This is a genomic window from Agromyces litoreus (assembly GCF_040496015.1).
GTDB lineage: Bacteria > Actinomycetota > Actinomycetes > Actinomycetales > Microbacteriaceae > Agromyces > Agromyces litoreus.
Genome location: NZ_JBEPKA010000003.1, coordinates 107,654 through 128,285, shown reverse-complemented (window position 1 = coordinate 128,285; position 20,632 = coordinate 107,654). Strand labels below are relative to the sequence as shown.

Here is a 20,632-nt window from a genome sequence, read left to right as displayed (position 1 = left end):
TCGTCCCGACCGAGGCTCCGGGCCCTTGGTCACCCGTCGGAGGCGGGCTCCTCCGGCGGCGGGCACGGCGCGGCCGCCGCCATCCGCTCCCGGGCCTGGTCGAGCGACCAGGGAAGCTCCACCAGCGGGAGCTCGCGGCCCTCGACGGGTGCCGCCTTCGCGGCGATCGACGCGAGCGCGAAGGCCGTCTCGCGCACCATCCGCTCCCCGCCGGCCGAGTTGTTCAGCGCCACGACGACCGTGAGGCCGGTGGTCGGGTCGGTGAACATGGCCGCGAGCGCGCCCATCGACTCGCCCGACGTGCCGCGCAGCGGTCCGTACTCGCGCGCTCCGATTCCCTGGGCCTGCCACCCCGGTGCATCGCCGCCCAACGGGATGGGCGTCCATGCCGTCCGCGCCGTGCTCTCCTCGAGGAGCGAGCCGCTGGCGATCGCGCGGCTCAGCACCAGCGCGTCGCCGAGCGTCGTCCGCGCACCCCCTGCGGCGCCGCCGATCGAGCTCGACCGCTCGGAGACGTCGACGCGGGCGTCGCAGTTCGGTTGCCCGCCGGGCGTGAGGAACGCATAGCCGCCGAGCGCGCCCTCGTACCCGGTGCGGCGGGGCGAGGGAATGCCGGTGTCGTCCAGGCCGAGCGGTCCGAGCACGTACTGCCCCACCAGGTCGCTCCAGCTGCGGCCGGTGTGCTGCTCGAGCGCCATCGCGAGCAGGACGATGCCGGTGTCGGAGCGCCGCCAGGCCGCGCCCGGCTCGCCGGTGCGGCCTGACGCCAGCCCGCTCGCGATGAGTTCCGCCGCCGGCCACACTCGCTCCGGGTTGTCGCGGAAGTAGCGGCGCAGCGGCTCGTAGTAGTCGGCGATCCCCGACGTGTTCCGGCACAGCTGCTCGAGCGTGATGCCATCGAGCCCGGGGATCCCGCGCACGAGCGAGGACACCGGCTGGTCGAGTTCCACGACGCCGGCGTCGACCATCCGCAGCATGAGGAGGCACGTGACGGCGCCGGTGCCCGCGGCGAGCTGGAACCGGGTCTCCTCGGTGACCCCCGCGGCGCCGTCGGTGAAGTCGACCGCGCCCGCGCCGGTCGTCCACTCGCCGGCCCACGGCGCCCAGACGCCGGCCACCGCGCCGCTGGACCCGCTCAGTTCGAGCGCATCCGCGAGCGTGGCCTCCAGCTGCTCGACGACCTCGGGCGAGAAGGCGGCGTCGGCCTGGTCGTACTCGGAGGAGGGTCCGCCAGACGTCGTGCAGCTCGCCAGCCCGGCGAGGGCGAGGGTCGTCGCGACGCACGCAGCGACGAGCCGTCGAATGCGCCCTGCCCCTGCAGCCACCGTGCCCCCCGCCGTGTGTCCGCAGCGATTGTAACCCGACTCCGGCGATCGGCCGGACGGCGCTCCGCGCCGCCATCCGTGATGCGCGGCGGTCGTCGCGCCCGGTGTCCCCCGGCGACGCGGTCGCGGCGACCCGGGCAATCCGCTGCGGCTTCGGCGCCGAATCCCTCCCAGCACGGCATCCGCCGCGCGACGACACGGAAGGCATCGCCATGAAGAACTCACCCAACCGCATCGCCGCGACCGTCTTCGGCGCGGTCTACGTCCTGGTCGGGCTGCTCGGCTTCGCCGTCACCGGCGGCGTCGACCTGTTCGCGACGGAGGGCGGGCTCCTGCTCGGCGTCTTCGCCGTGAATCCGCTGCATAACATCGCGCACCTGGCCATCGGCGCGGCCCTGCTGATCGCCGGACTCGCGAACGTCGCCGCCGCACGAACCGTGAACACGATCGTCGGCGCCGCCTACCTGCTGCTCGGCGTCGTCGGCTTCTTCATCGCCGGCACGCCGGCGAACATCCTCGCGCTCAACACGCCCGACCACTTCCTCCACCTCGCCAGCGCGATCGTGCTGCTCGGCGTGGGCCTGGGCGTCGAGCGCACCACGCGTGTGGCGACGGCGTAGGGGGCCGGCCATGCGGGCACTGGCGACGATGACGCGGACCTGGCCCATGCTCGCCGCGCTCGGCGGCGGGCTCGTCCTCGCCGCGCTGGCCGCCGGTGCCGGGGGTGCACCCCGGGTCGTCCTGGCCGGGCTCGGCATCGCCGCGCTCGGCTGGGGCGTCTCGGGGCTCCGCGCCGGCCGGGTGGTGGCCCCGCGCACCACGCTGGCCGCCTCCACCGCGGCGCTCGTGGCCGGTGGCGCGGCGGTCGCGGGCGGAGGCCTGTCGGCGGTTCCCGGCCTGCCGCTCGGCGCCGCCGCCGTCTTCACCACGGCGGTCGCCGTGTCCGCCGCTTCCGCGGTGCGCTCGACGCCGCGCGAGCGCACCGCCCGGCCCCGCGCGACCGGCTCCGCACGCTCGCTCGCCGGCCTCGCCGTCGGCGCCGTGCTCGTCTCGGCGCTCGCGACCCCCGCACTCGCGGCCACCGATGCCGGGCGGCTGGCGGTTCCGCACGGCGAACTGCACGTGCGGACCGGCCACGCCCACTGACCGGGCGGCCGGGACGGCCGCGTCAGCCGTGCGCCGCGGCCTCTCCGGCGAAGAGGTTGAGCACGAGCACGCCGGCGACGATGAGCCCGATGCCGAGCAGCTTCGCCACGGTCAGCGATTCGCCGAGGAAGAGCACGCCGATCGCCACGATCGCGGCAGTCCCCACGCCCGACCAGATCGCGTAGACGATGCCGATCTCGAGTTCGCGCACGGTCAGCGCGAGCATCCAGAACGAGAACGCGTAGCCGACGAGCACGACGACGGTCCACCAGAGCCTCGTGAATCCCGCGGTGAACCCGATGAAGCTCGTCGCCGCGACCTCGGCCGCGATCGCGAGGGAGAGGAAGAGCCAGGCCACGCATGGAGTCTCGCAGATCGGACCCCGATCCCCGGCGGGCGCGGCCGCGGCCGCCTGAGCCGCGTCAGGCCGTCGCGTCGCGGGCGGGCTCGATCCCCCGGTTCGCGCCCGTCATGAAGCGCTCCACGTCACGGTCGACGATGATGTCGCGCGGGACGAGCGCGCGCGCCAGGTAGAGCCCGTCGAGCGCGGTGAGGCGGGAGAGGGCGACGTAGGTCTGCCCGGGGCTGAACACGCGCGGACCGAGGTCGACGATCGCGGTGTCGTAGCTCGCACCCTGCGACTTGTGGATCGTCACCGCCCAGGCCAGCCGCAGCGGGAACTGCGTGAACTCGGCCACGATCTCGCGCTCGAGCCGCTTCGAGGCCGCATCCCAGGTGTACCGGTACTTCTCCCACGTCGCGGGCTCGACCTCGTGCTCCTCGCCGTCGACCTCGACCCGCACCTCGCGGTCGAGCGAGGTCACCGTGCCGATCGTGCCGTTGACCCAGCGCGGCCCCTCGTTCCAGGTGCCGGTGTCGTTGCGCAGGAACATGACCTGCGCGCCGACCTTCAGCTCGAGGCGCTCGTCGGCCGGGTACCCGCGCCCGCCGAACTCGCCGTTCACCTCCGCTTCGTTCGCGAGCGAGTGGCCGGGCAGCCGGTGCAGGGCCGAGCGGTTGATGCGGTTCACGGTCTCGTTCGTGGTCGCGAGCGTGATCGCCCCCTGCTCCGGCAGCGGCCGCCGCGCGCCGACGTCGTTCAGCGCGGCCGCGATCTCGGCGGTGACCATGCCGTGGCGCACGGCGTTCAGCATGTGCTTGAACGCATCGTCGTGCTGGCGGTGCACCTCCCCGAGTTCGTAGATCCGCAGGTCCGCCTCCTGCCAGACGTTCGCGTCGAAGAACCACATCGACCGGTAGGTGTCGGCGAAGTAGCGGCGTTCGTCGCCCGACCCCGGCACGGGTGCGAGCTGGTAGGGGTCGCCGAACAGCACGACCTGCACCCCGCCGAACGGCTCGTGCGGGCGCTGGCGCGCCTGCCGGAGCGAGCGGTCCATCGCGTCCATGAGGTCGGAGTTGACCATCGACACCTCGTCCACCACGAGCGTGTCCATCGCATTCAGGATCTTGCGCACGGCGTCGTTCTGGTCGATGTCGTGGTCGGCGATGACGCCGATCGGGAGCCGGAAGAGCGAGTGGATGGTCTGGCCGCCGACGTTGAGCGCCGCGACCCCCGTCGGCGCGCAGATCACGATCTGCTTGCCGGTGTTCCAGTTCAGGTGGTTCAGCAGCGTCGACTTGCCGGTGCCGGCCCGCCCGGTCACGAACACGTGCTCTCGCGTGTGCTCGATGGCCCGGAACACCGCCTCCTGTTCGGCGGTCAGGGTGACGGTCTGCACGGGGAGCCTTCGGACGTTCGGTGGCGGAGACGGCGCGGATGCCGCACGCGGGCGTCTTCACTGTAGACCGGGTCGCCCCGCCGATCGGCCGCGAGGACGCATCCGTGGCCCCGTCACCCGCCGTCGTGGATGGGTGGGGGCGTGCGCGCACCCTGTCTAGACTTGCCGCGTGGGGAGATCGGGCCGACGAGCGGGACGCCTGTCGCCGGCCGCGATCGCGGGGTGGACGGGCCTCACCATGCTCCTGCTCGGCGCGTTCCTCGCCGCGCTCGGCGGATTGAACCAGAGCATCTACGGCGCGCCGGCCTTCGTCGAGCGCTACCTCGACGCCATCGCCCGCGACGACATCGTCGGCGCCGCGGCGACGCCGGGCGTGCAGCTCGACGAGGGCGACCTCGCCGCGGCCGGGCTGCCCGCCGACATCTCGACCGCCATGCTGCGTTCGCGGGTCGTCGACGCGGGCCCCGAGGACGTGCGGGTCATCTCGGACGAGGCCCACGAGGGCGGGCGGCACACCGTCACGGTGAGCTACCGGCTCGACGCCTCGATCGTGCAGACCGCGTTCGAGGTGCGACCGATCGAGCCGCTGTACGGACTGCTGCACCGGTGGGAGTTCGCCACGAGCCCGCTCGCCGTCATCCAGGTCACCGCCGCGCACAACCCGGTGTTCACCGTCGGGACGCTCACGCTCGACACCCGGGCCACGAAGTCCGGGGAGGAGCTGACCGCGTTCACCCAGACCGCGCCGTACCTCGCGATCGCGCCGGCCGCGTACGAGTTCGGGTACGACTCGACGCTCCTCGAGGCGATCCCCGCCCAGGTGGTCGCCGAGCCCGGCGCGGCGGCGGAGGTCACGGTCGACGCCCTGCCGACCGAGGCGTTCGCCGAGCGGGTGCAGACCAAGGTCGACGAGTACCTCGAGGACCAGTGCGCGAGCCAGCCCGTGCTGCAGCCGGCCGGCTGCCCGTTCGGCGTGGTGATCGACGACCGCGTGGTCAGCGAGCCCGTCTGGTCGATCGTCGAGTCGCCGGAGGTCACGCTCGTCCCCGGCGACACCGCGTTCGAGATGCCGCCGACCCCGGGTGTCGCCCACATCTCGGTCGAGGTCCAGTCGCTGTTCGACGGCACGTTCTCCACGCTCGAGCAGGACGAGGGGTTCACGCTCGCCCTCGACGCGAGCGTGCGACCCGACGGGTCGATCTCGATCCAGCTGCGCTGAGGCCGCTCAGCGGACGCCGTCGCGCTCGGCGAGCGCCGCGAGCCGGGCGTTGTACTCCTCGAGCTCCGCATCGCCGGTGCGCTCGGCGTGGCGGTCGCGGCGTCGGGTCTCCTTCTCGTCGGAGCGCGACCACTGCACCGCGACCGCGATCGCGAGCGCCACGGTGGGGATCTCGCCGATCGACCAGGCGATGCCGCCGCCGACCTGCTGGTCGACGAGCGCGTCGGTGCCCCATCCCATCGCGCCGTACCAGTCGGCGAGGATCAGCCCCGTGCCCATCATGATCGCGAGCCCGAAGAACGCGTGGAACGCCATCGTGCCGAGCAGCAGGAGCAGCCGGAACGGGTACGGCAGGCGATACGGCACGGGGTCGATGCCGATCAGCGACTGGACGAACAGGTAGCCGGTGATCAGGAAGTGGACGTTCATCCACTGGTGCCCGATGACGTGGTCCTCCATCGCCCACCGGAACAGCGGCGAGTAGTAGAACACCCAGAGCGAGCCGGCGAAGAGCACCGCGGCCACGATCGGGTTCGCGATCACGCCCGCGAAGCGGGAGTGCACGGCGAGCAGGATCCACTCGCGGCCGCCTCGACTGCCGTCCTTCCTCGGACGGATGGCGCGGGCCGCGAGCGTGACCGGCGCCCCGGGCACCAGCAGCACCGGCACGGCCATCGTGAGCGTCATGTGCGCGAGCATGTGGGCCGAGAACAGGTACTGCTCGTACGCGGCGACGCCGCCGCTCGTGACCCAGGCGAGCACGAGCATGCCGGAGACCCAGAGCACGACCCGGTACCAGGGCCAGCGGTCGCCGCGCCGGCGGAGGCGCACGACGCCCGCCACGTAGAAGAAGATGCCGAAGCCGCAGGCGAGCAGCCAGATGAGGTCGGGGCTCCACGACGTGAGGTAGCGCCACGCGTCGGGCGGCGGCGGCAGGAGCTCGCCCGTCAGGATCTCGGCCGGCGTGCGCGCGAGGCCGACCGAGACGTCCTCGGGCACCGGCGTCGCCGTGCGGGCGAGCGCGGCCGCCACGCCGGAGGCGATGCCCATGAACGCGAGTTCGACGACGACGAGCAGGCGGAACATCCGGTTCGCCGCCGGGGTGGGTGCGCCCCCGGGGACCGTCTCGCGCGATATCCGCCCGATCATGACCCGGCGCTGCAGGGCGCCCAGGAGGCCGAGCGCCACGAGCGCCGCCACCTTGAGCGCGACGAGGACGCCGTACTGCGTCGCGAGCTGCTCCCAGCTGCCGATGCGCAGTGCTGCGCTCGCGTACCCGGAGATCGCGACGACGATGAACGAGACGAGTGCGACGGTGGAGTACCGCGAGAGCACGGTCACGAGGCGGTCCCCGTCGAGCGCGTGCTTGAGCAGGACGATCGTGAGCAGTCCGCCGAGCCAGGCGGCGACGAACACGAGGTGCAGGCCGAGCGCGGCGACGGCCTCGTTGTGGCCGGAGGTGCCTGCGGCGTGGCCCTGCTGCGCAAGGGGCACGAGCGACGCGACGGCGAGCACGGTCACGAACACCAGCGCCGTGTGGTTGCGGACCGCGAAGGCCAGCACGGTCACCGCCGCCGCGACGAGGGTGGTGGCGAGCCAGGCCTGGCCCAGCTCGATCGAGGTGACGAACTGCCCGAGCTGCTGGCCGAAGCGGTCCGTGAACGTGACCTCGACGCCGGTGACGAGCACGAACGTGAGCACCGTGGTCGCGGCGCTCGCGACCGTCAGGACCGCCGCCGACGCCGCCGCCACGTCGAGGGCGAGGCCGAACTCCCGCCGCTGCGGCGAGAGCGCCCAGACCGCGAGCACGAGCGCCCCGATCATGCCCGCGGCGCCGAGGTTGACGAAGAGCTTCGCGATCGGCACGCCCCATCGGGCGACCGGGCCGGGGTCCTGGATCGGGTACGGGTCCGCGCCGCCGCCGTAGGCGAGGCCGGCGATCGTCGCGACGAGCGCGACGGCGACGACGACGGCAGGGCCGAGCACGCGGACGGAACGGATCACCGTAGCAGCCTAGGCGAGCCGGCTGGGAGCGATGAGCAGCGGGCGGGCCCCGACCTCACGGTCCGGAGCGGTTCTGGCGAGGGCCGTCGGCGACTGGGGACGACGAAGGGGCGCACCGGATCGACCGGGCGCCCCTTCTTCGAGTCTCGGATGCGTCTGGCGACGCCGCGGACTTACTTCGCGGCGGCCTTGAGCTTCGAGCCGGCCGTGACCTTGACCGAGTTGCCGGCGGCGATCTGGATGGTCTCACCGGTCTGCGGGTTGCGGCCCGTGCGGGCGGCGCGGTGGGTGCGCTCGACGGCGAGCCAGCCCGGGATGGACACCTTGGTGCCCGAGCCGACCGACTCGGCGAGGGTGTCGAAGAAGCCGTTGAGCACGGCGTCGACGGCCGTCTGGCTCTGGCCCGTCGACGCGGCGATCTTGGCAACGAGCTCCGACTTGTTGAGCGACTTGTCAGCCATTGAATGTCCTCCTCGGACCTTCGCTGTGGATACAGCTGTCGTGTGGAAACACGGGGAACGTCACGTTCCGATCCCCCGTAGCCGTTCAGGCCGCCTCGAATGTAGCAGAATCCCGCGGAATCACGCGGATTTCCGGGGTTTCGCGGCCCGTCGGGGCAGGGGTTGACGCGGACCGCGGCACCCACCACGCGAGACGTGACGGATGCCGCGGCAGGTCGGGGTCGGACTAGCCGATCACCCGGATGTTCGACGCCTGGAGGCCCTTGGGGCCGCGCTCGGTGTCGAACTCGACCTTCTGGTTCTCCTCCAGCGAGCGGAAGCCGCCCGACTGGATGGCGCTGAAGTGCGCGAAGACGTCGGCGCTGCCGTCGTCGGGGGCGATGAAGCCGAAGCCCTTGTCGGCGTTGAACCACTTGACGGTTCCGGTTGCCATGCTGTGTTTTCCTTCTGTGTTCATGTCACCGACGAAGATCGGCGGCGACGGCACGACCGTGGTGGTCGTGCGGGTTCGGAGGCGATATCCGCCCCCGAAGTCTGGTGCGCCCGACGGACTTCACGTCCGCCGGAATCGTTCGACCAGCGGGCAGTCGAACGGATCACGGGCCGCGAGGCCCACTCGGTTCAGATATCGGATGACGATACCGTACGATTCGGCCATCGTGGCCTCCGTGTACGGCAATCCGAGGGTTCGGCAGTGCTCGCGCACGATCTCGCGGGCCTTCGCGAGGTGCGGCCGGGGCATCGACGGGAAGAGGTGGTGCTCCACCTGGTGGTTGAGCCCGCCGTAGAGGGCGCTCGCCCACCACCCGCCGGAGATGTTGCGCGAGGTCAGGACCTGCTTGGACAGGAAGTCGAGCTTCGCGTCGGCGGGGACGATCGGCATGCCCTTGTGGTTCGGCGCGAACGAGGCGCCCATGTAGATGCCGAAGACGGCGAGCTGCACGCCCAGGAACGCGAAGGCCATGCCGAGCGGGAGCATCCAGAAGACGGCCGTGAGCAGGACCCCGAAGCGCAGGGCGATCGACCCGATCTCGATCCAGCGACCCTTCACGGGTCGTCGTTGGAGCAGGGTCCCGAAGGAGCGCACGTGCAGGTTCAGTCCTTCGAGCGTGAGCAGCGGGAAGAACAGCCAGCCCTGGCGGCGCGTCAGGGCCGCCATGAACCCGCGCTGCCGCGCGGCATCCGCCTCGACGAACGAGATCGTGTCGAACTCGATGTCGGGGTCCTTGCCGATCCTGTTCGGATTGGCATGGTGACGCGTGTGCTTCGTCATCCACCACGCGTAGCTGATGCCCACGATGTTCGCGAGCGTCCGCCCGAACCGGTCGTTGGCCGGGCCCGAGGCGAAGACCGCCCGGTGCGACGCCTCGTGCGCGATGAAGGCGAACTGCGTCAGGATGATGCCCAGCGCCGCCGCGATGAGCAGCTGGTACCACGAGTCCCCGAGCAGGATGAACCCGGCGATCGCGCCGGCCAGGGCCAGCGTGAGGCCGGTGACCATGAGCAGGTAGAAGACGGGCGTGCGGTTGAGCAGGCCGGACTCCCGGATGACGCGAGCCACGGCGGTGTAGCTCCCGGTCATGTCGATCGTGCTGGTGCGGGGCTTCGTTTCCCGGATGCCGCCGCGAGACGGCTCTTGGGAGAGGAGGTGTGAGGAGATGGGGTGGTCCCAGCTGGTCGTCGACTTCCCAGCCGGTTCACGCGGGCGAACGCCCACTGCAGATGTCGACAACGCTACGGCATCCGCCTTGCGAGTCGACTGGGAATCCGCCGCATGCGAGAGGGGCGCCCCGGATGACCGGGACGCCCCTCTCGGGAAGGCTCGTGGCCTACCAGCTCGACTTGGTGATGCCGGGCAGCTCGCCACGGTGCGCCATGTCGCGGAAGCGGACACGCGAGATGCCGAACTTCGTCAGCACGCCGCGGGGGCGGCCGTCGATGGCGTCGCGCGAGCGCACGCGCACGGGCGACGCGTTGCGCGGCAGCTTCTGCAGGCCGACGCGGGCGGCCTCACGGGCCTCGTCGGTCGCGTTCGGGTCGACCAGGGTCTTCTTCAGCTCGGCGCGCTTCGCGGCGTAGCGATCGACGATCACCTTGCGCTGCTCGTTGCGCGCGATCTTGCTCTTCTTGGCCATGTCTTAGCGCTCCTCTCGGAAGTCGACGTGCTTGCGCACCACGGGGTCGTACTTCTTGAGCACGAGACGGTCGGGGTTGTTGCGACGGTTCTTGCGGGTCACGTAGGTGTACCCGGTGCCGGCCGTCGAACGGAGCTTGATGATGGGACGGATGTCCTGCTGCTTCGCCATTAGAGCTTCACCCCACGTGCCTGGATGTCCTTGACGACGGCCTCGATGCCGCGGGCGTCGATCACCTTGATGCCCTTGGCGGACACGTTCAGGGTGACGTTACGACGCAGCGACGGCACGTAGTAGGTCTTCTTCTGCACGTTCGGGTCGAAGCGGCGCTTCGTCCGGCGGTGCGAGTGCGAGATGTTGTGGCCGAAGCCGGGGACGGCTCCGGTCACCTGGCACACTGCTGCCATTGGTCTTTCCTCCAATACCGAGGGGCCGGACGGCCCCTCCCAAGGTCTCTTGTCTGCAGACGAGCCCCTCCGCTCGCGCGGTAGATACAGGGGGATTCATCCACGGTCCGGGCGGTGGAAGCGCCCAGCCAAAGGGAGAGCCTACCAGACCGCGCCGGAGTGCCCGAAATCCGCGATCGGGCCCTCAGTGGTGGAACGTCTCTCCGATCCCGGGGTGGGGCATCGGCTCGGTGAGGGATTCGAGGAAGTCCGTCTCGATGCGGATGTCCGTGAGCAGGTCCTCGGCGAGGTCGCGGCTCAGCCCGTTCCGGCACACGATGCGCATGACGGTCTGGCCGGACAGTTCTCCCGAGAGCGGATAGGCGGGGACGAGCCATCCCTTCACGCGAAGCCGCTCGGACAGGTGGTAGAGCGTCCACTTGTCGGTGTGGCCCGGCTTGAGCCGCCAGGCGAAGACCGGGATGTCGCTGCCGTCGGTGATGAGCTCGAAGGCGCCGATCTTCGAGACCCCGTGCGAGAGGTAGCGGGCGACGTTCTGCGAGGCCTGCTGGATCTCGGTGTAGCCGGTGCGCCCGAGCCGGAGGAAGCGGTAGTACTGCAGCAGGACCTGCGCACCCGGTCGCGAGAAGTTGATCGCGAAGGTGGGCATCTCGCCGCCCAGGTAGCTGACCTTGAAGACGAGGTCCTCGGGCAGGGCGGCGGTGTTGCGCCACACCACCCATCCGACGCCGGGGTAGACCAGCCCGTACTTGTGGCCGGAGGTGTTGATCGAGTGCACGCGGGGCACCCGGAAGTCCCATTCGAGCGAGGGCTGGAGGAACGGCGCGATCATCGCCCCCGAGGCCCCGTCGACGTGGATCGGCACGTCGAGCCCGGTCGAGGCCTCGATCTCGTCGAGCTTCGCTGCGATCTCGGTCACGGGCTCGTAGGCCCCCGTGTACGTGACGCCCATCAACGCCACGACCCCGATCGTGTGCTCGTCGACCACGTCCTCGAGCCCCGTGCCGTCCATCATCGGGTGCTCCTCGGTCGTCGGGATGAAGCGCATCTCGACGTCGAAGTAGTTGCAGAACTTCTCCCAGCACACCTGCACCGCCGAGCTCATGACGAGGTTCGGCGTCTCGGTCGACTCGCCGGCGGCGCGGCGCGCGTGCTGCCAGCGCCGCTTCAGGGCGAGGCCGCCGAGCATGCACGCCTCGGAAGACCCGATGGTCGAGGTGCCGATCACGTCGGAGCGGTCCGGCGCGTTCCAGAGGTCGGCGAGGATCCGCCAGCAGTACTCCTCGATCGCCGCGGTCGCCGGGTACTCGTCCTTGTCGATCATGTTCTTGTCGAACGCGTCGCGGTAGAGCCGATCGGCGTGGTCGTCCATCCACGTGGTGACGAACGTCGCGAGGTTGAGCCGCGCGTTGCCGTCGAGCATGGTCTCGTCGCGGACGATGCGGTACGCCGTCTCCGGCAGCATCACGCCGTCCGGCATCGTCGTGTACCTCGCGGTCGTCGACTCGCCGGCTCGCGTGAACGTGGGCGTGAGTGCGTCGTCGTGCGCCATGGTCCCCTCCATCGCGTCGGAACGGGCGCCCCCGCGCCCGCTGCGAACGCTAGTGCGGGCCCACCGGCGCCTCAAGGGACGTTGGACGCCCCGCGCGGCGGCGCCGCGGAGACGACGGATGCCGCGGGCCCGAGGGCGCCGCGGCATCCGTGCTGATCGATGCGGGGATCAGGAGGTCAGGGAGTCGACGTACTCCTGGTTCTCGGAGATCCACTGCTCGACGATCGGCGCGTAGTCGTCCGAGTCGTTCTCGTTGAACATCGCGTTCTCGAGGGAGTACAGCAGCTCGCTGTCCATCTCGAAGCCCTGGAGCCAGCCGGAGAGCGTCGGGAAGTTCTCCTCGAAGCTCTTGCCGCCGAACGAGTGGATGCCCTCCGCGTCGCCGAGCTGGCCCTCGGGGTCCTCGAGGTCCTTGATCGGGAACGCGTCGTACGCCCAGTGCGGACGCCACAGCGTGACCGCGATGTTCTCGTCGGCGTCGGTGGCCGCGGTGAGCTCCGCGAGCATCGCCGGGGTCGACGAGGTCAGGTAGTCCATGCCCTCGAGGCCGTAGTTCGGGATGACGCTCTCGGTCGTCACGCGGTTCAGGCCCGAGCCCGGCTCGATGCCGACGAGTCGGTTGTCGAACGCGTCCGCGTTCGCGGCGAGGTCGGCGAGCGAGTCGACCGGGGCGTCCTCGTTCACCGCGATGGTGAGCTTGGCGTCCTCGTTCCAGGCGCCGAGGTCGACGAGGTCGTCGCCGTACTCGTCGATGTAGTCCTGGTGGGTGATGGGCAGCCAGGTGTCGAGGACCACGTCGTAGTCGTCGGTGGACAGGCCCGAGTAGACGGGCGCGACGTCGGCGTACTCGAGCTCGACGTCGTAGCCCTGCTCCTCGAGCACGGCCTTCCAGAGCTCGCTCGCGGCGATGCCCTCGTCCCAGCCGTTGAACACGGCGATGGTGAGATCCTTCCGGTCGCCGTTGGCGACGGTCTCGGCCTCGGCGTCGGCGCCGCCGGCGGTGCAGCCGGTGAGCGCGAGCGCCGCGGCGCCGCCGAGGGCGAGGGTGGAGAGCAGGTGACGCTTGGTCATGTGCAGGGTGTTTCCTTTCCTCCCGTGTGCTGAGGCACGGGCGTCGGGCTCCGCGCGAGGTCCGCGCGGGGGTCCCGGAGTCGGCGTCCGCCGCCTCCGGGGCATGCCGGTCGCCGCCGTCGACGTACGACGCGGCGGTGACCGGATGGTCTGGTTACTTGGAGCCGACGGGCGACTTCACGCCCGAGTGATTCAGCGCGAGGCCGGAGTCGTCGGTCTCGGCGAGGTCGGTCGCCTTCGAGGCATCCGTGATCGTGTCATCCGAGGCATCCGCACGGCGCAGTCGCGGCAGCACGCGGCGGCGGCCCGAGCCGAACGCGCCCGTGATGCGGTCGAGCACGATCGCGAGGATCACGACCGACAGGCCCGCCTCGAAGCCGAGGCCCACGTCGATGCGCGTCAGCGACTGCACGACCTCGCCGCCGAGGCCCCCGGCGCCGACCATGCCGGCGATGACGACCATGGAGAGCGAGAGCATGATGACCTGGTTGACGCCGGCCATGATGCTCGGCATCGCGAGCGGCAGCTGGATCTGGCGGAGGATGCGCCACGGCGACGAACCGAACGCCTGGCCCGCCTCGACCACCTCGCGGTCGACGCCGCGGATGCCGAGCTCGGTGAGGCGCACGCCGGGGGCCATCGCGAACACGATGGTCGCGACGATGCCCGGCACGACGCCGACCCGGAACAGGATGAGCGCCGGGATCAGGTACACGAAGGCCGGCATCGTCTGCATGAAGTCGAGGATCGGCCGGATGATGCGGCTCGCGACGTCGTTGCGGGCGGCGAGGATGCCGAGCGGGATGGCGATCACGACGGCGATCGCGCTGGAGACGAGCACGAGCGCGAGCGTGTCCATCGCGTTGTCCCACTGGTCGACGCCGACGATGACGAGCATCCCGAGGAGGGTGCCGATGGCGAGCTTCCAGCCCTTGGCGAACCAGGCCAGCGCGGCGATCACGAGGATCACGGCCCAGAACGGCGGCGTCGACAGCACGAGGTCGACGAGGTCGTAGAACCCGGCGAAGATCGCGCGGATCACGGCGAAGAGGCCGTCGAGCGCCTCGGTCAGGATGTCGATCGCGCCCTCGACGATCTCGCCGAGCGGAAGTCGGAACTCGTTCATGCGCGGCTCCCCTCGATCGCGGGCTCCGTGTCGGCGGCGAGCGCCTCCTCCAGGCCCGGCGCCGGCTCGGACTCGGCCTCCTCCGTCGAGCGCAGCGTCTCGGTGATCACGTCGATCGGCACGGTCGCCGGCGGCGTGATCGCCGGGAGCTCGCCGGTGGCGGCGGGCACGTTGCCGAGCGCGGCCAGGAGCGTGACGCGCGGCACGGCACCGAGCAGGCGGTGCCGGTCGTCGACGACGGCGAGCGGCAGCTCGTGCTCGACGGCGCTGCCGAGGAGCTCCGCCAGGGGCACGTCCGGGCCGACGGTCGCGATGTCGTCGCGGATCGCGGGCTCGAGGGTCCGCTCGCCCCGCTGCACGAGGCGGAGCACCTCGCGGTCATGCGCCACGCCGAGCAGGCGGCGGCCGGGCGCGACGACGAACACGGTCGAGGTCTGCAGGTCGCGCATGGTGCGCAGCGCCGCACGCGGGCCTGCGGAGGACGAGACGAGCGCGCGCGGCGCCTCCATGACGTTGCCGGCCGTGAGCACGCGGGCCCGGTCGACGTCCTGCACGAACTGCGCGACGTAGTCGTCGGCGGGGTCCGTGAGGATCTCCTCGGCGGTGCCGTTCTGCACGATGCGACCGTCGCGCATCACGGCGATGCGGTCGCCGAGGAACATGGCCTCGTTCAGGTCGTGCGTGATGAAGACGATGGTCTTGCCGAGCTCCTGCTGCAGCTCGACGAGCTGCTCCTGCATCTCGCGGCGGATGAGCGGGTCGAGCGCCGAGAAGGCCTCGTCCATGAGCAGGATGTCGGTGTCCGCGGCGAGGGCGCGGGCGAGGCCGACGCGCTGCTGCATGCCGCCGGAGAGCTCGCGGGGCATCTTGTCGCCCCAGCCGCCGAGGCCGACGCGCTCGAGCACGCGGCCGGCGCGCTCGCGGCGCTCCTCGGCGGGAACGCCCTGGATCTCGAGGCCGTACGCGGCGTTGTCGAGCACCGTGCGGTGCGGCAGCAGGGCGAAGTGCTGGAAGACCATCGAGACGTGGTCGCGCCGGATCGAGCGGAGCCGCTTCGGCGGCACGCCGGTGATCGGCTCGCCCATGACGGTGACCGAGCCGGCGGAGGGCTCGAGCAGGCCGTTGAGCATGCGGATCAGCGTCGACTTGCCGGAGCCGGACAGGCCCATGACGACGAAGATCTCGCCGCGACGGACGTCGAACTCCGCGTCGACGACGGCCGCGGTCCCGAGGTGGGCGATCTCCTCGCGGGTCGCGCCGTCGGCGAGGCGCTGCAGGGCCTCGCCGGACCGGCGGCCGAAGAACCTGGTGAGGCCGCGGACCTCGAGCGCGGGCGTCGCGCGCCGGGCGGCCGCTTCGGCGTGCGCGGCGGCGGGGTCGGACGGGGTGCCGGGCGGCGACACGACCTGGGCGGTCGCGGCGCCGGCCGCGGGGGTGACGGACGGTTCGAGCATGTGTGAAGGCACTCCGATGCGCGCTCCCAGCGCCGGGCGACGGTGCGGTGCTCCGGCGGGCGCGAGCGCGCTCGTAGGTCACGGCCGGGTTCCTGCGATCCGGGAGACGGGCTCGAGCCTGGGCGGTGCTGTGCTGCCTGGCGAGCGCCGGGTCCAGCGCATCCGGCCATCCGGGCCGAATACCACGCGAGGAACCGTACGACCTCGACGGCACGATGGATTCGATCGTGGCGCCGCGGGCGCGGACTGGGCGGTTTGGTCCACGAGGACCGTCGAGTACGGTATCCACCCCGTCGCACCGAGTTCAAATCCGCCGGTGTGAAATCCGTGTGATCAGGCGATTCACCGTTCGGCCGGACGTGTCGCCCGGGCGCGTCACCCGAGCGGCGCCGACCCGGCCTCGCGCGAGCACTCGGCGCAGAGGCCGAACACGTCGACGACGTGCGCCGCCGCGGTGAAGCCGTGCTCTCCCGCCACCCGCTGCGCCCACGCCTCGACCTCATCGGCCGCGATCTCGACGGTGAGGCCGCAGTTGCGGCAGATGAGGTGGTGGTGGTGGCCGGTGCTGCACGCCCGGTAGATCGATTCGCCCTCGGGAGACTGGAGGCAGTCGGCGTCGCCGCTGGCCGCGAGGTCGCCGAGTGCGCGGTAGACCGTGGCGAGGCCGATGGGCGAGCCGCTCGCGTGCAGCGCCGAGTGCAGCGCCTGCGCGCTGATGAACCCCTCGGTGTCGTCGAGGGCCTCGCGCACCGCCTCGCGCTGCCAGGTGTTCCGTTTCATGCGATCCGTGCGTCCTCCGCGGTCTCCACCGGAATGGGAGCCCGCCTCGAGGGTAGCCGCCGCACCCGCGAGCCGAGCAGCGCGACGACGAGGAAGCCGGCGGCGGCGAGCGCGATCGCCGGGCCCGCCGCGACGGCGGCGACCCGGGAGACGAGCACGCCGATCACCCCGGATGCGGCGCCGATCACGGGTGCCGCCAGCAGCACCCCGCGGTAGGTCGGCACGACCGCCCTCGCCGCCGCGGCCGGGGCGGCGATCAGCGCGATCGCGAGGATGGCGCCGACGGCCGGCAGCGAGCTGACCACGGATGCCGCGGTGAGCGCCAGCACCAGCAGTTCGACGGGCCATTCGCGGAAGCCCGCGGCTCGGAACCCCTGCGGGTCGAAGGTCGAGAAGGCGATGCGCGGTCCGAACGCGGCCACGAGCACGACGGCGAGCACCAGCACGGCGGCGGCCAGCGCGATGTCGGCATCGCTCACGGTCAGGATCGAGCCGACGAGCAGCGACTCCGGACGCACCGGGAGCCCCGGGATCACGGCCTGCATGATCGCCCCCGCCGCGAAGCCCGCCGTCAGCACGATGCCCGCGGCGACCTGCGCCCCCTGTCGTCGGACCCGCGCGACGCCCGCCATCACCGCGACGATGGCGACGGATGCCGCGGCCGCGCCGAGCGGCACACTGACGCCGAGCGCCGCCGCCGCGACGGCGCCCGGGTACGTCGCGTGCGTGAGCGCCTGGGCGAAGAACGTGCGGCGGCGGAGGACGACGAGGGCGCCCACGAAGCCGGCGCCGGCGCCGATCACGATCGCCGCGACCAGGGCGCGCTCGAAGTACCCCATCAGCGCTCCCCCGCCCGGACCGGCCGCGCCATCCGGTCCCGCACCAGTCGGAACGCCAGCATCAGCGCGTAGGCCGCGACGAACACGCCCACGACCGTCGCGCCGGCGGGGAGGTCGACGCCCGCGCCCACCGACGCGCCGAACCCGACGGCGAGGCCGAGCCAGGAGCTGAGTCCGGCGACGACCGCCGCGACCGGGAAGAGGAGCCAGAGCCGGTCGGTCGCGAGCCGCGCCGAGGCACCGGGAACGATGAGCAGGGCCAGCACGAGGAGCGTGCCGACCGTGCTCGCGCCGGCCACGACGACGAGCGCGATCGCGCCGTTCAGCACGAGGTCGAGCACGAGCCCCCGGTCACCGGCCGCTCGGCTGCCCTGCGCGTCGAACGCGCGGAAGAGCTGCTGCTTGAGGGTGATCCCGATCGCGGCCGCGGCGAGCAGGGAGACCAGGACGAGCGGCACGACGTCGGCGGGCGCGATCGTGAGCACGCGCCCGAACAGCAGCGCCTCGAGCTCGCCCGCGTAGTCCTCGCTCCGCGACACGACGATCACGCCGACGCTGAAGGTCGCGGTCAGGACGACGGCCACCGCCGCGTCCGAGGTCACGCCGACCCGCAGGAAGAGCGTGAGCAGGACCGCCCCGGCCAGCGCCGCCACGGCCGCGCCGGGCAGGAGGCCCGCGGTGCCGCCGACCGCGAGGCCGATGGCGAGGCCGGGGAACACCGCGTGCGTGAGCCCGTCGCTGACGAACTCGAGCCCGCGCAGGTTGACGAGGACGCCGACCACCGCCGCGACCACCGCGAGCACGAGCAGCACCACGAGCGCGCGCGACATGAACGGGAGGGCGAACGCGCCGAAGAGGGCATCCCCGAGGCTCATCGCGCCCCACTCCCCCGCTCGCATGCCGGATGCGGCATCAATGCCCCTCGTGGTCGGGCACGACGACGGTGTGCTCGTCGATCTCGACGCCCATGCCCTCGAAGCAGCGCTGCACGTTCTCCAGCGTCAGCACCTCGTCGACCGGACCGCAGCCGACCTGGCCGCCGTTGACGAGGAGCACCGCGTCGCACACGGCCCGCGCGAGTTCGAGGTCGTGCGTCGAGACGACGATCGCCACGCCCTGCGCCTTGAGCGCACGGATGGTGGCCAGCAGCGCGTCGCGGTTGACCTGGTCGAGCCCGTTGAACGGCTCGTCGAGCAGGAGCAGCGCAGGCTCCGAGGCGAGCGCGCGCGCGAGCAGGCCGCGCTGTCGCTGCCCGCCCGAGAGCTCGCCGAAGCGACGGCCCGCGAGGTCGGCGAGCCCGACGGTCTCGAGCGCGCGTGCCACCAGCTCGCGATCGTGCCGGCCGGGCCACCGCAGGAGCCCCAGGCGCCGGTACCGACCCTGCATGACGACCTGCTCGAGGCTGATCGGGAACTCGGGATCGAGCTCCGCCGACTGCGGAAGGAACCCGACCATGCCGTCGGCGGCATGATCGGCTCCACCGATGCGCATCTCCCCGTCGACGAGTGGGACCAGCCCGAGGATGCCCCGCAGGAGCGTCGACTTCCCGGCGCCGTTCGGGCCGATCACGGCCACGGCCTCGCCGGGGGCGACGCCGAGGCGGAGCCCGGAGACGCCCGCACCACCCGGGTGCCGGAACGCGGCCTCCCGCAGGAGCAGGACGGGTTCGGCGTCGCTCATGCGCTCATCCTTCCAGCGCGGCCGGGAGCGGGGAAGGCTCGATGCCCCACGACTCCAGGATCAGCCGCACGTTGTGCACCTGGCTGCCGAGGTAGGTCTCCCCCTCGCTGCCGGGCTGCCCGAGCGAGTCGCCGTAGAGGGCGTCCTCACCCGAGTAGACCGCGACGCCCGACTCCTCGGCGATGGTCTCCGCCGCCTTCGGTGAGATCGAGGCCTCCGAGAAGACCGCGCGGACGCCGGTCTCGCGGATCGCGGCGACGAGGTCGTCGATCTCGGCCGCGCTCGGCTCGGCGTTGTCGTCGAAGCTCGGGATGACGCTGCCGACGAAGGTCAGGTCGTAGGCGTGGATGAAGTAGGTGAACGCGTCGTGGTTGGTCACCAGCAGGCGGTCCTCCACCGGGACCCGGTCCACGTTCTCGTCGATCCACGCGTCGAGCGCCTCGAGCTCCGCCGTGTAGGCCGCGGCGTTGGCCTCGATCGCCGGCGCGTCGATGCCCGGGACGTCCGCGAGTCCGGCCGCGATCGTGGCGACCATGCGCTCCGCGAGCGCGGGGTCGGTCCAGATGTGCGGGTTGCCCTCGGCGTGGCCGTGGTCGTCTTCGCCACCGGTTCTGTCGTCGCCTGCGGCCTCGGCGTCGGCGTGCACCTCGTCGTGGTCGTGCCCGTGGTCGTCGTCGGTGGACTCGAGCACGATGCCCGTGCTCGAGTCGACGAGCACGCCGTCGAAGCCGGACGCCGCGACGGCGTCGTCGATCCACGACTCGAGGCCGGCGCCGTTGATCACGAGCGCGTCGGCCGACGCCAGCGCCAGCAGCTGGGCGGCCGACGGGTCGAACGAGTGGGCGCTCTGGCCGGGCTGCAGGAGCCCGGTCACCTCGGCCGACTCCCCCGCGACCTCGCGCGCCAGGTCGGCGACCTGCGTGGTCGTCGCGACGACCTGCACGCCGTCGCGCTCGGCTGCGCCGGTCGACGACGCGCAGCCGGCCAGTGCCGCGACGGTCGCCGTTGCGCCGAGGATCGCGAGTGCGCGGCGGGCGTGACGGGCGACGGGGCTGCTGGGCATGACTCGAGCGTACGCGTTATTGATAATGATTGTCAAAACCATCTGGAGCCGCGCCGTTGCACGATGACGTCGTGTGGAGAAGGGGCTGTCGTTCGTCGGTCGTCCATGCGAGAGTGTCAGCCGTGGAGACTGCCACGAGCCCTATCGCGTTGCACCCGTTCACCCTCGCCGACGCCGAGCGCCTGCTCGACGGCGACGTCGACCCCCTGGATGGGTGGGAGGGCGGGTACTCGTTCACCGACGAGCCCGACCTCCTCGACCAGTACGTTCGCACGGTGCGGCGCGAGGGCGACCCGGCCCCGTTCGGCCCCTACCTGGTGCGACGCCTGGGCCACGGCTCGGAGGAGGGCGCGGCGATCGGGGGCGTCAACCTGTTCGGACCGCCCGACGAGCGCGGCGCCGTCGAGTTCGCGTTCGGCCTCGTTCCCGCGGTGCGCGGCGAGGGGCTCTCGCACCACGTGGTCGAGGCGGCGCTGCTCGTCCTCCGCGACGCCGACGTCGAGATCGCCCGCGCCGAATGCGAGATCGCCAACCTCCCGGCACGTCGGGTGCTCGAGTCCGCCGGCCTCGTCGAGGTCGCGCGCGCAGCCGATCGGGTCGTCCTCGAGATCCGGCTCTGAGCCGACCGCGA

General features: G+C 71.8%; 23 protein-coding genes. 4 read left to right on the top strand and 19 right to left on the bottom strand.

Going from position 1 to position 20,632, the window contains the following annotated elements:
• Positions 1-29: 29 nt before the first annotated feature.
• A complete protein-coding gene (locus tag ABME01_RS03635) occupies positions 30-1,325 on the bottom strand; it encodes a serine hydrolase domain-containing protein (RefSeq protein WP_353826990.1) in 1,296 nt (431 codons plus the stop codon).
• 212 nt (positions 1,326-1,537) lie between these two features.
• On the opposite strand from ABME01_RS03635, the gene ABME01_RS03630 reads away from it, so the two are divergent.
• Both ABME01_RS03630 and ABME01_RS03625 read left to right on the top strand, forming a co-directional pair.
• Positions 1,538-1,945, top strand: a complete 408-nt coding sequence (locus ABME01_RS03630) for a DUF4383 domain-containing protein (protein ID WP_353826989.1) — start codon at positions 1,538-1,540, stop codon at positions 1,943-1,945.
• 10 nt (positions 1,946-1,955) lie between these two features.
• On the top strand, positions 1,956-2,471 hold the full coding sequence (locus tag ABME01_RS03625) for a hypothetical protein (protein ID WP_353826988.1): 516 nt from the start codon (positions 1,956-1,958) through the stop codon (positions 2,469-2,471).
• A 22-nt stretch (positions 2,472-2,493) separates the two neighbouring features.
• Here ABME01_RS03625 and ABME01_RS03620 read toward each other — a convergent pair whose 3' ends face one another.
• Positions 2,494-2,829 (bottom strand): DMT family transporter, encoded by a 336-nt coding sequence (locus ABME01_RS03620; protein WP_353826987.1) that lies wholly within the window; start codon positions 2,827-2,829, stop codon positions 2,494-2,496.
• Between the two features lie 64 nt (positions 2,830-2,893).
• A complete protein-coding gene (locus ABME01_RS03615) occupies positions 2,894-4,210 on the bottom strand; it encodes an ATP-dependent DNA helicase (protein WP_353826986.1) in 1,317 nt (438 codons plus the stop codon).
• Between the two features lie 169 nt (positions 4,211-4,379).
• Here ABME01_RS03615 and ABME01_RS03610 point away from each other — a divergent pair, with 169 nt between their 5' ends.
• Positions 4,380-5,429, top strand: coding sequence for a hypothetical protein (locus tag ABME01_RS03610; RefSeq protein WP_353826985.1), 1,050 nt, complete (start codon positions 4,380-4,382; stop codon positions 5,427-5,429).
• A gap of 6 nt (positions 5,430-5,435) precedes the next feature.
• Here ABME01_RS03610 and ABME01_RS03605 read toward each other — a convergent pair whose 3' ends face one another.
• The 16 genes from ABME01_RS03605 to ABME01_RS03530 form a co-directional block, all read right to left on the bottom strand.
• Entirely contained in the window at positions 5,436-7,433 is a 1,998-nt protein-coding gene (locus ABME01_RS03605; protein WP_353826984.1) for a bifunctional copper resistance protein CopD/cytochrome c oxidase assembly protein, read from the bottom strand.
• 173 nt (positions 7,434-7,606) lie between these two features.
• A complete protein-coding gene (locus ABME01_RS03600) occupies positions 7,607-7,894 on the bottom strand; it encodes an HU family DNA-binding protein (RefSeq protein ID WP_129233735.1) in 288 nt (95 codons plus the stop codon).
• 226 nt (positions 7,895-8,120) lie between these two features.
• Positions 8,121-8,327, bottom strand: coding sequence for a cold-shock protein (locus tag ABME01_RS03595; RefSeq protein WP_353826983.1), 207 nt, complete (start codon positions 8,325-8,327; stop codon positions 8,121-8,123).
• 120 nt (positions 8,328-8,447) lie between these two features.
• Entirely contained in the window at positions 8,448-9,476 is a 1,029-nt protein-coding gene (locus ABME01_RS03590; RefSeq protein ID WP_353826982.1) for a fatty acid desaturase family protein, read from the bottom strand.
• A 247-nt stretch (positions 9,477-9,723) separates the two neighbouring features.
• Positions 9,724-10,029 (bottom strand): 30S ribosomal protein S14, encoded by a 306-nt coding sequence (rpsN, locus tag ABME01_RS03585; protein ID WP_353826981.1) that lies wholly within the window; start codon positions 10,027-10,029, stop codon positions 9,724-9,726.
• 3 nt (positions 10,030-10,032) lie between these two features.
• Positions 10,033-10,200 (bottom strand): 50S ribosomal protein L33, encoded by a 168-nt coding sequence (gene rpmG / locus ABME01_RS03580; protein WP_021760158.1) that lies wholly within the window; start codon positions 10,198-10,200, stop codon positions 10,033-10,035.
• On the bottom strand, positions 10,200-10,436 hold the full coding sequence (rpmB, locus tag ABME01_RS03575) for a 50S ribosomal protein L28 (RefSeq protein WP_136708936.1): 237 nt from the start codon (positions 10,434-10,436) through the stop codon (positions 10,200-10,202). The genes rpmG and rpmB overlap by 1 nt, the downstream gene beginning before the upstream one ends.
• A gap of 184 nt (positions 10,437-10,620) precedes the next feature.
• The gene (gene gad / locus ABME01_RS03570; RefSeq protein ID WP_353826980.1) at positions 10,621-11,988 is read right to left on the bottom strand and encodes a glutamate decarboxylase; all 1,368 of its coding nucleotides are present in this window, start codon (positions 11,986-11,988) and stop codon (positions 10,621-10,623) included.
• A 168-nt stretch (positions 11,989-12,156) separates the two neighbouring features.
• The gene (locus tag ABME01_RS03565) at positions 12,157-13,059 is read right to left on the bottom strand and encodes a glycine betaine ABC transporter substrate-binding protein (protein WP_353826979.1); all 903 of its coding nucleotides are present in this window, start codon (positions 13,057-13,059) and stop codon (positions 12,157-12,159) included.
• Between the two features lie 154 nt (positions 13,060-13,213).
• The gene (locus tag ABME01_RS03560; protein ID WP_353826978.1) at positions 13,214-14,185 is read right to left on the bottom strand and encodes an ABC transporter permease; all 972 of its coding nucleotides are present in this window, start codon (positions 14,183-14,185) and stop codon (positions 13,214-13,216) included.
• Entirely contained in the window at positions 14,182-15,639 is a 1,458-nt protein-coding gene (locus ABME01_RS03555; protein ID WP_353826977.1) for a quaternary amine ABC transporter ATP-binding protein, read from the bottom strand. Before ABME01_RS03555 ends, ABME01_RS03560 begins: the two co-directional genes overlap by 4 nt.
• Before the next feature lie 375 nt (positions 15,640-16,014).
• Complete coding sequence (locus ABME01_RS03550) at positions 16,015-16,419, bottom strand: Fur family transcriptional regulator (RefSeq protein WP_353826976.1); 405 nt, start codon at positions 16,417-16,419, stop codon at positions 16,015-16,017.
• Positions 16,416-17,258, bottom strand: a complete 843-nt coding sequence (locus ABME01_RS03545; RefSeq protein WP_353826975.1) for a metal ABC transporter permease — start codon at positions 17,256-17,258, stop codon at positions 16,416-16,418. Before ABME01_RS03545 ends, ABME01_RS03550 begins: the two co-directional genes overlap by 4 nt.
• Positions 17,258-18,133, bottom strand: coding sequence for a metal ABC transporter permease (locus ABME01_RS03540; protein ID WP_353826974.1), 876 nt, complete (start codon positions 18,131-18,133; stop codon positions 17,258-17,260). Before ABME01_RS03540 ends, ABME01_RS03545 begins: the two co-directional genes overlap by 1 nt.
• A 37-nt stretch (positions 18,134-18,170) precedes the next feature.
• Positions 18,171-18,938, bottom strand: coding sequence for a metal ABC transporter ATP-binding protein (locus tag ABME01_RS03535; protein ID WP_353826973.1), 768 nt, complete (start codon positions 18,936-18,938; stop codon positions 18,171-18,173).
• 4 nt (positions 18,939-18,942) lie between these two features.
• Positions 18,943-20,001 (bottom strand): metal ABC transporter substrate-binding protein, encoded by a 1,059-nt coding sequence (locus ABME01_RS03530; RefSeq protein WP_353826972.1) that lies wholly within the window; start codon positions 19,999-20,001, stop codon positions 18,943-18,945.
• 122 nt (positions 20,002-20,123) lie between these two features.
• Here ABME01_RS03530 and ABME01_RS03525 point away from each other — a divergent pair, with 122 nt between their 5' ends.
• A complete protein-coding gene (locus ABME01_RS03525; protein WP_353826971.1) occupies positions 20,124-20,621 on the top strand; it encodes a GNAT family N-acetyltransferase in 498 nt (165 codons plus the stop codon).
• Positions 20,622-20,632: the final 11 nt, after the last annotated feature.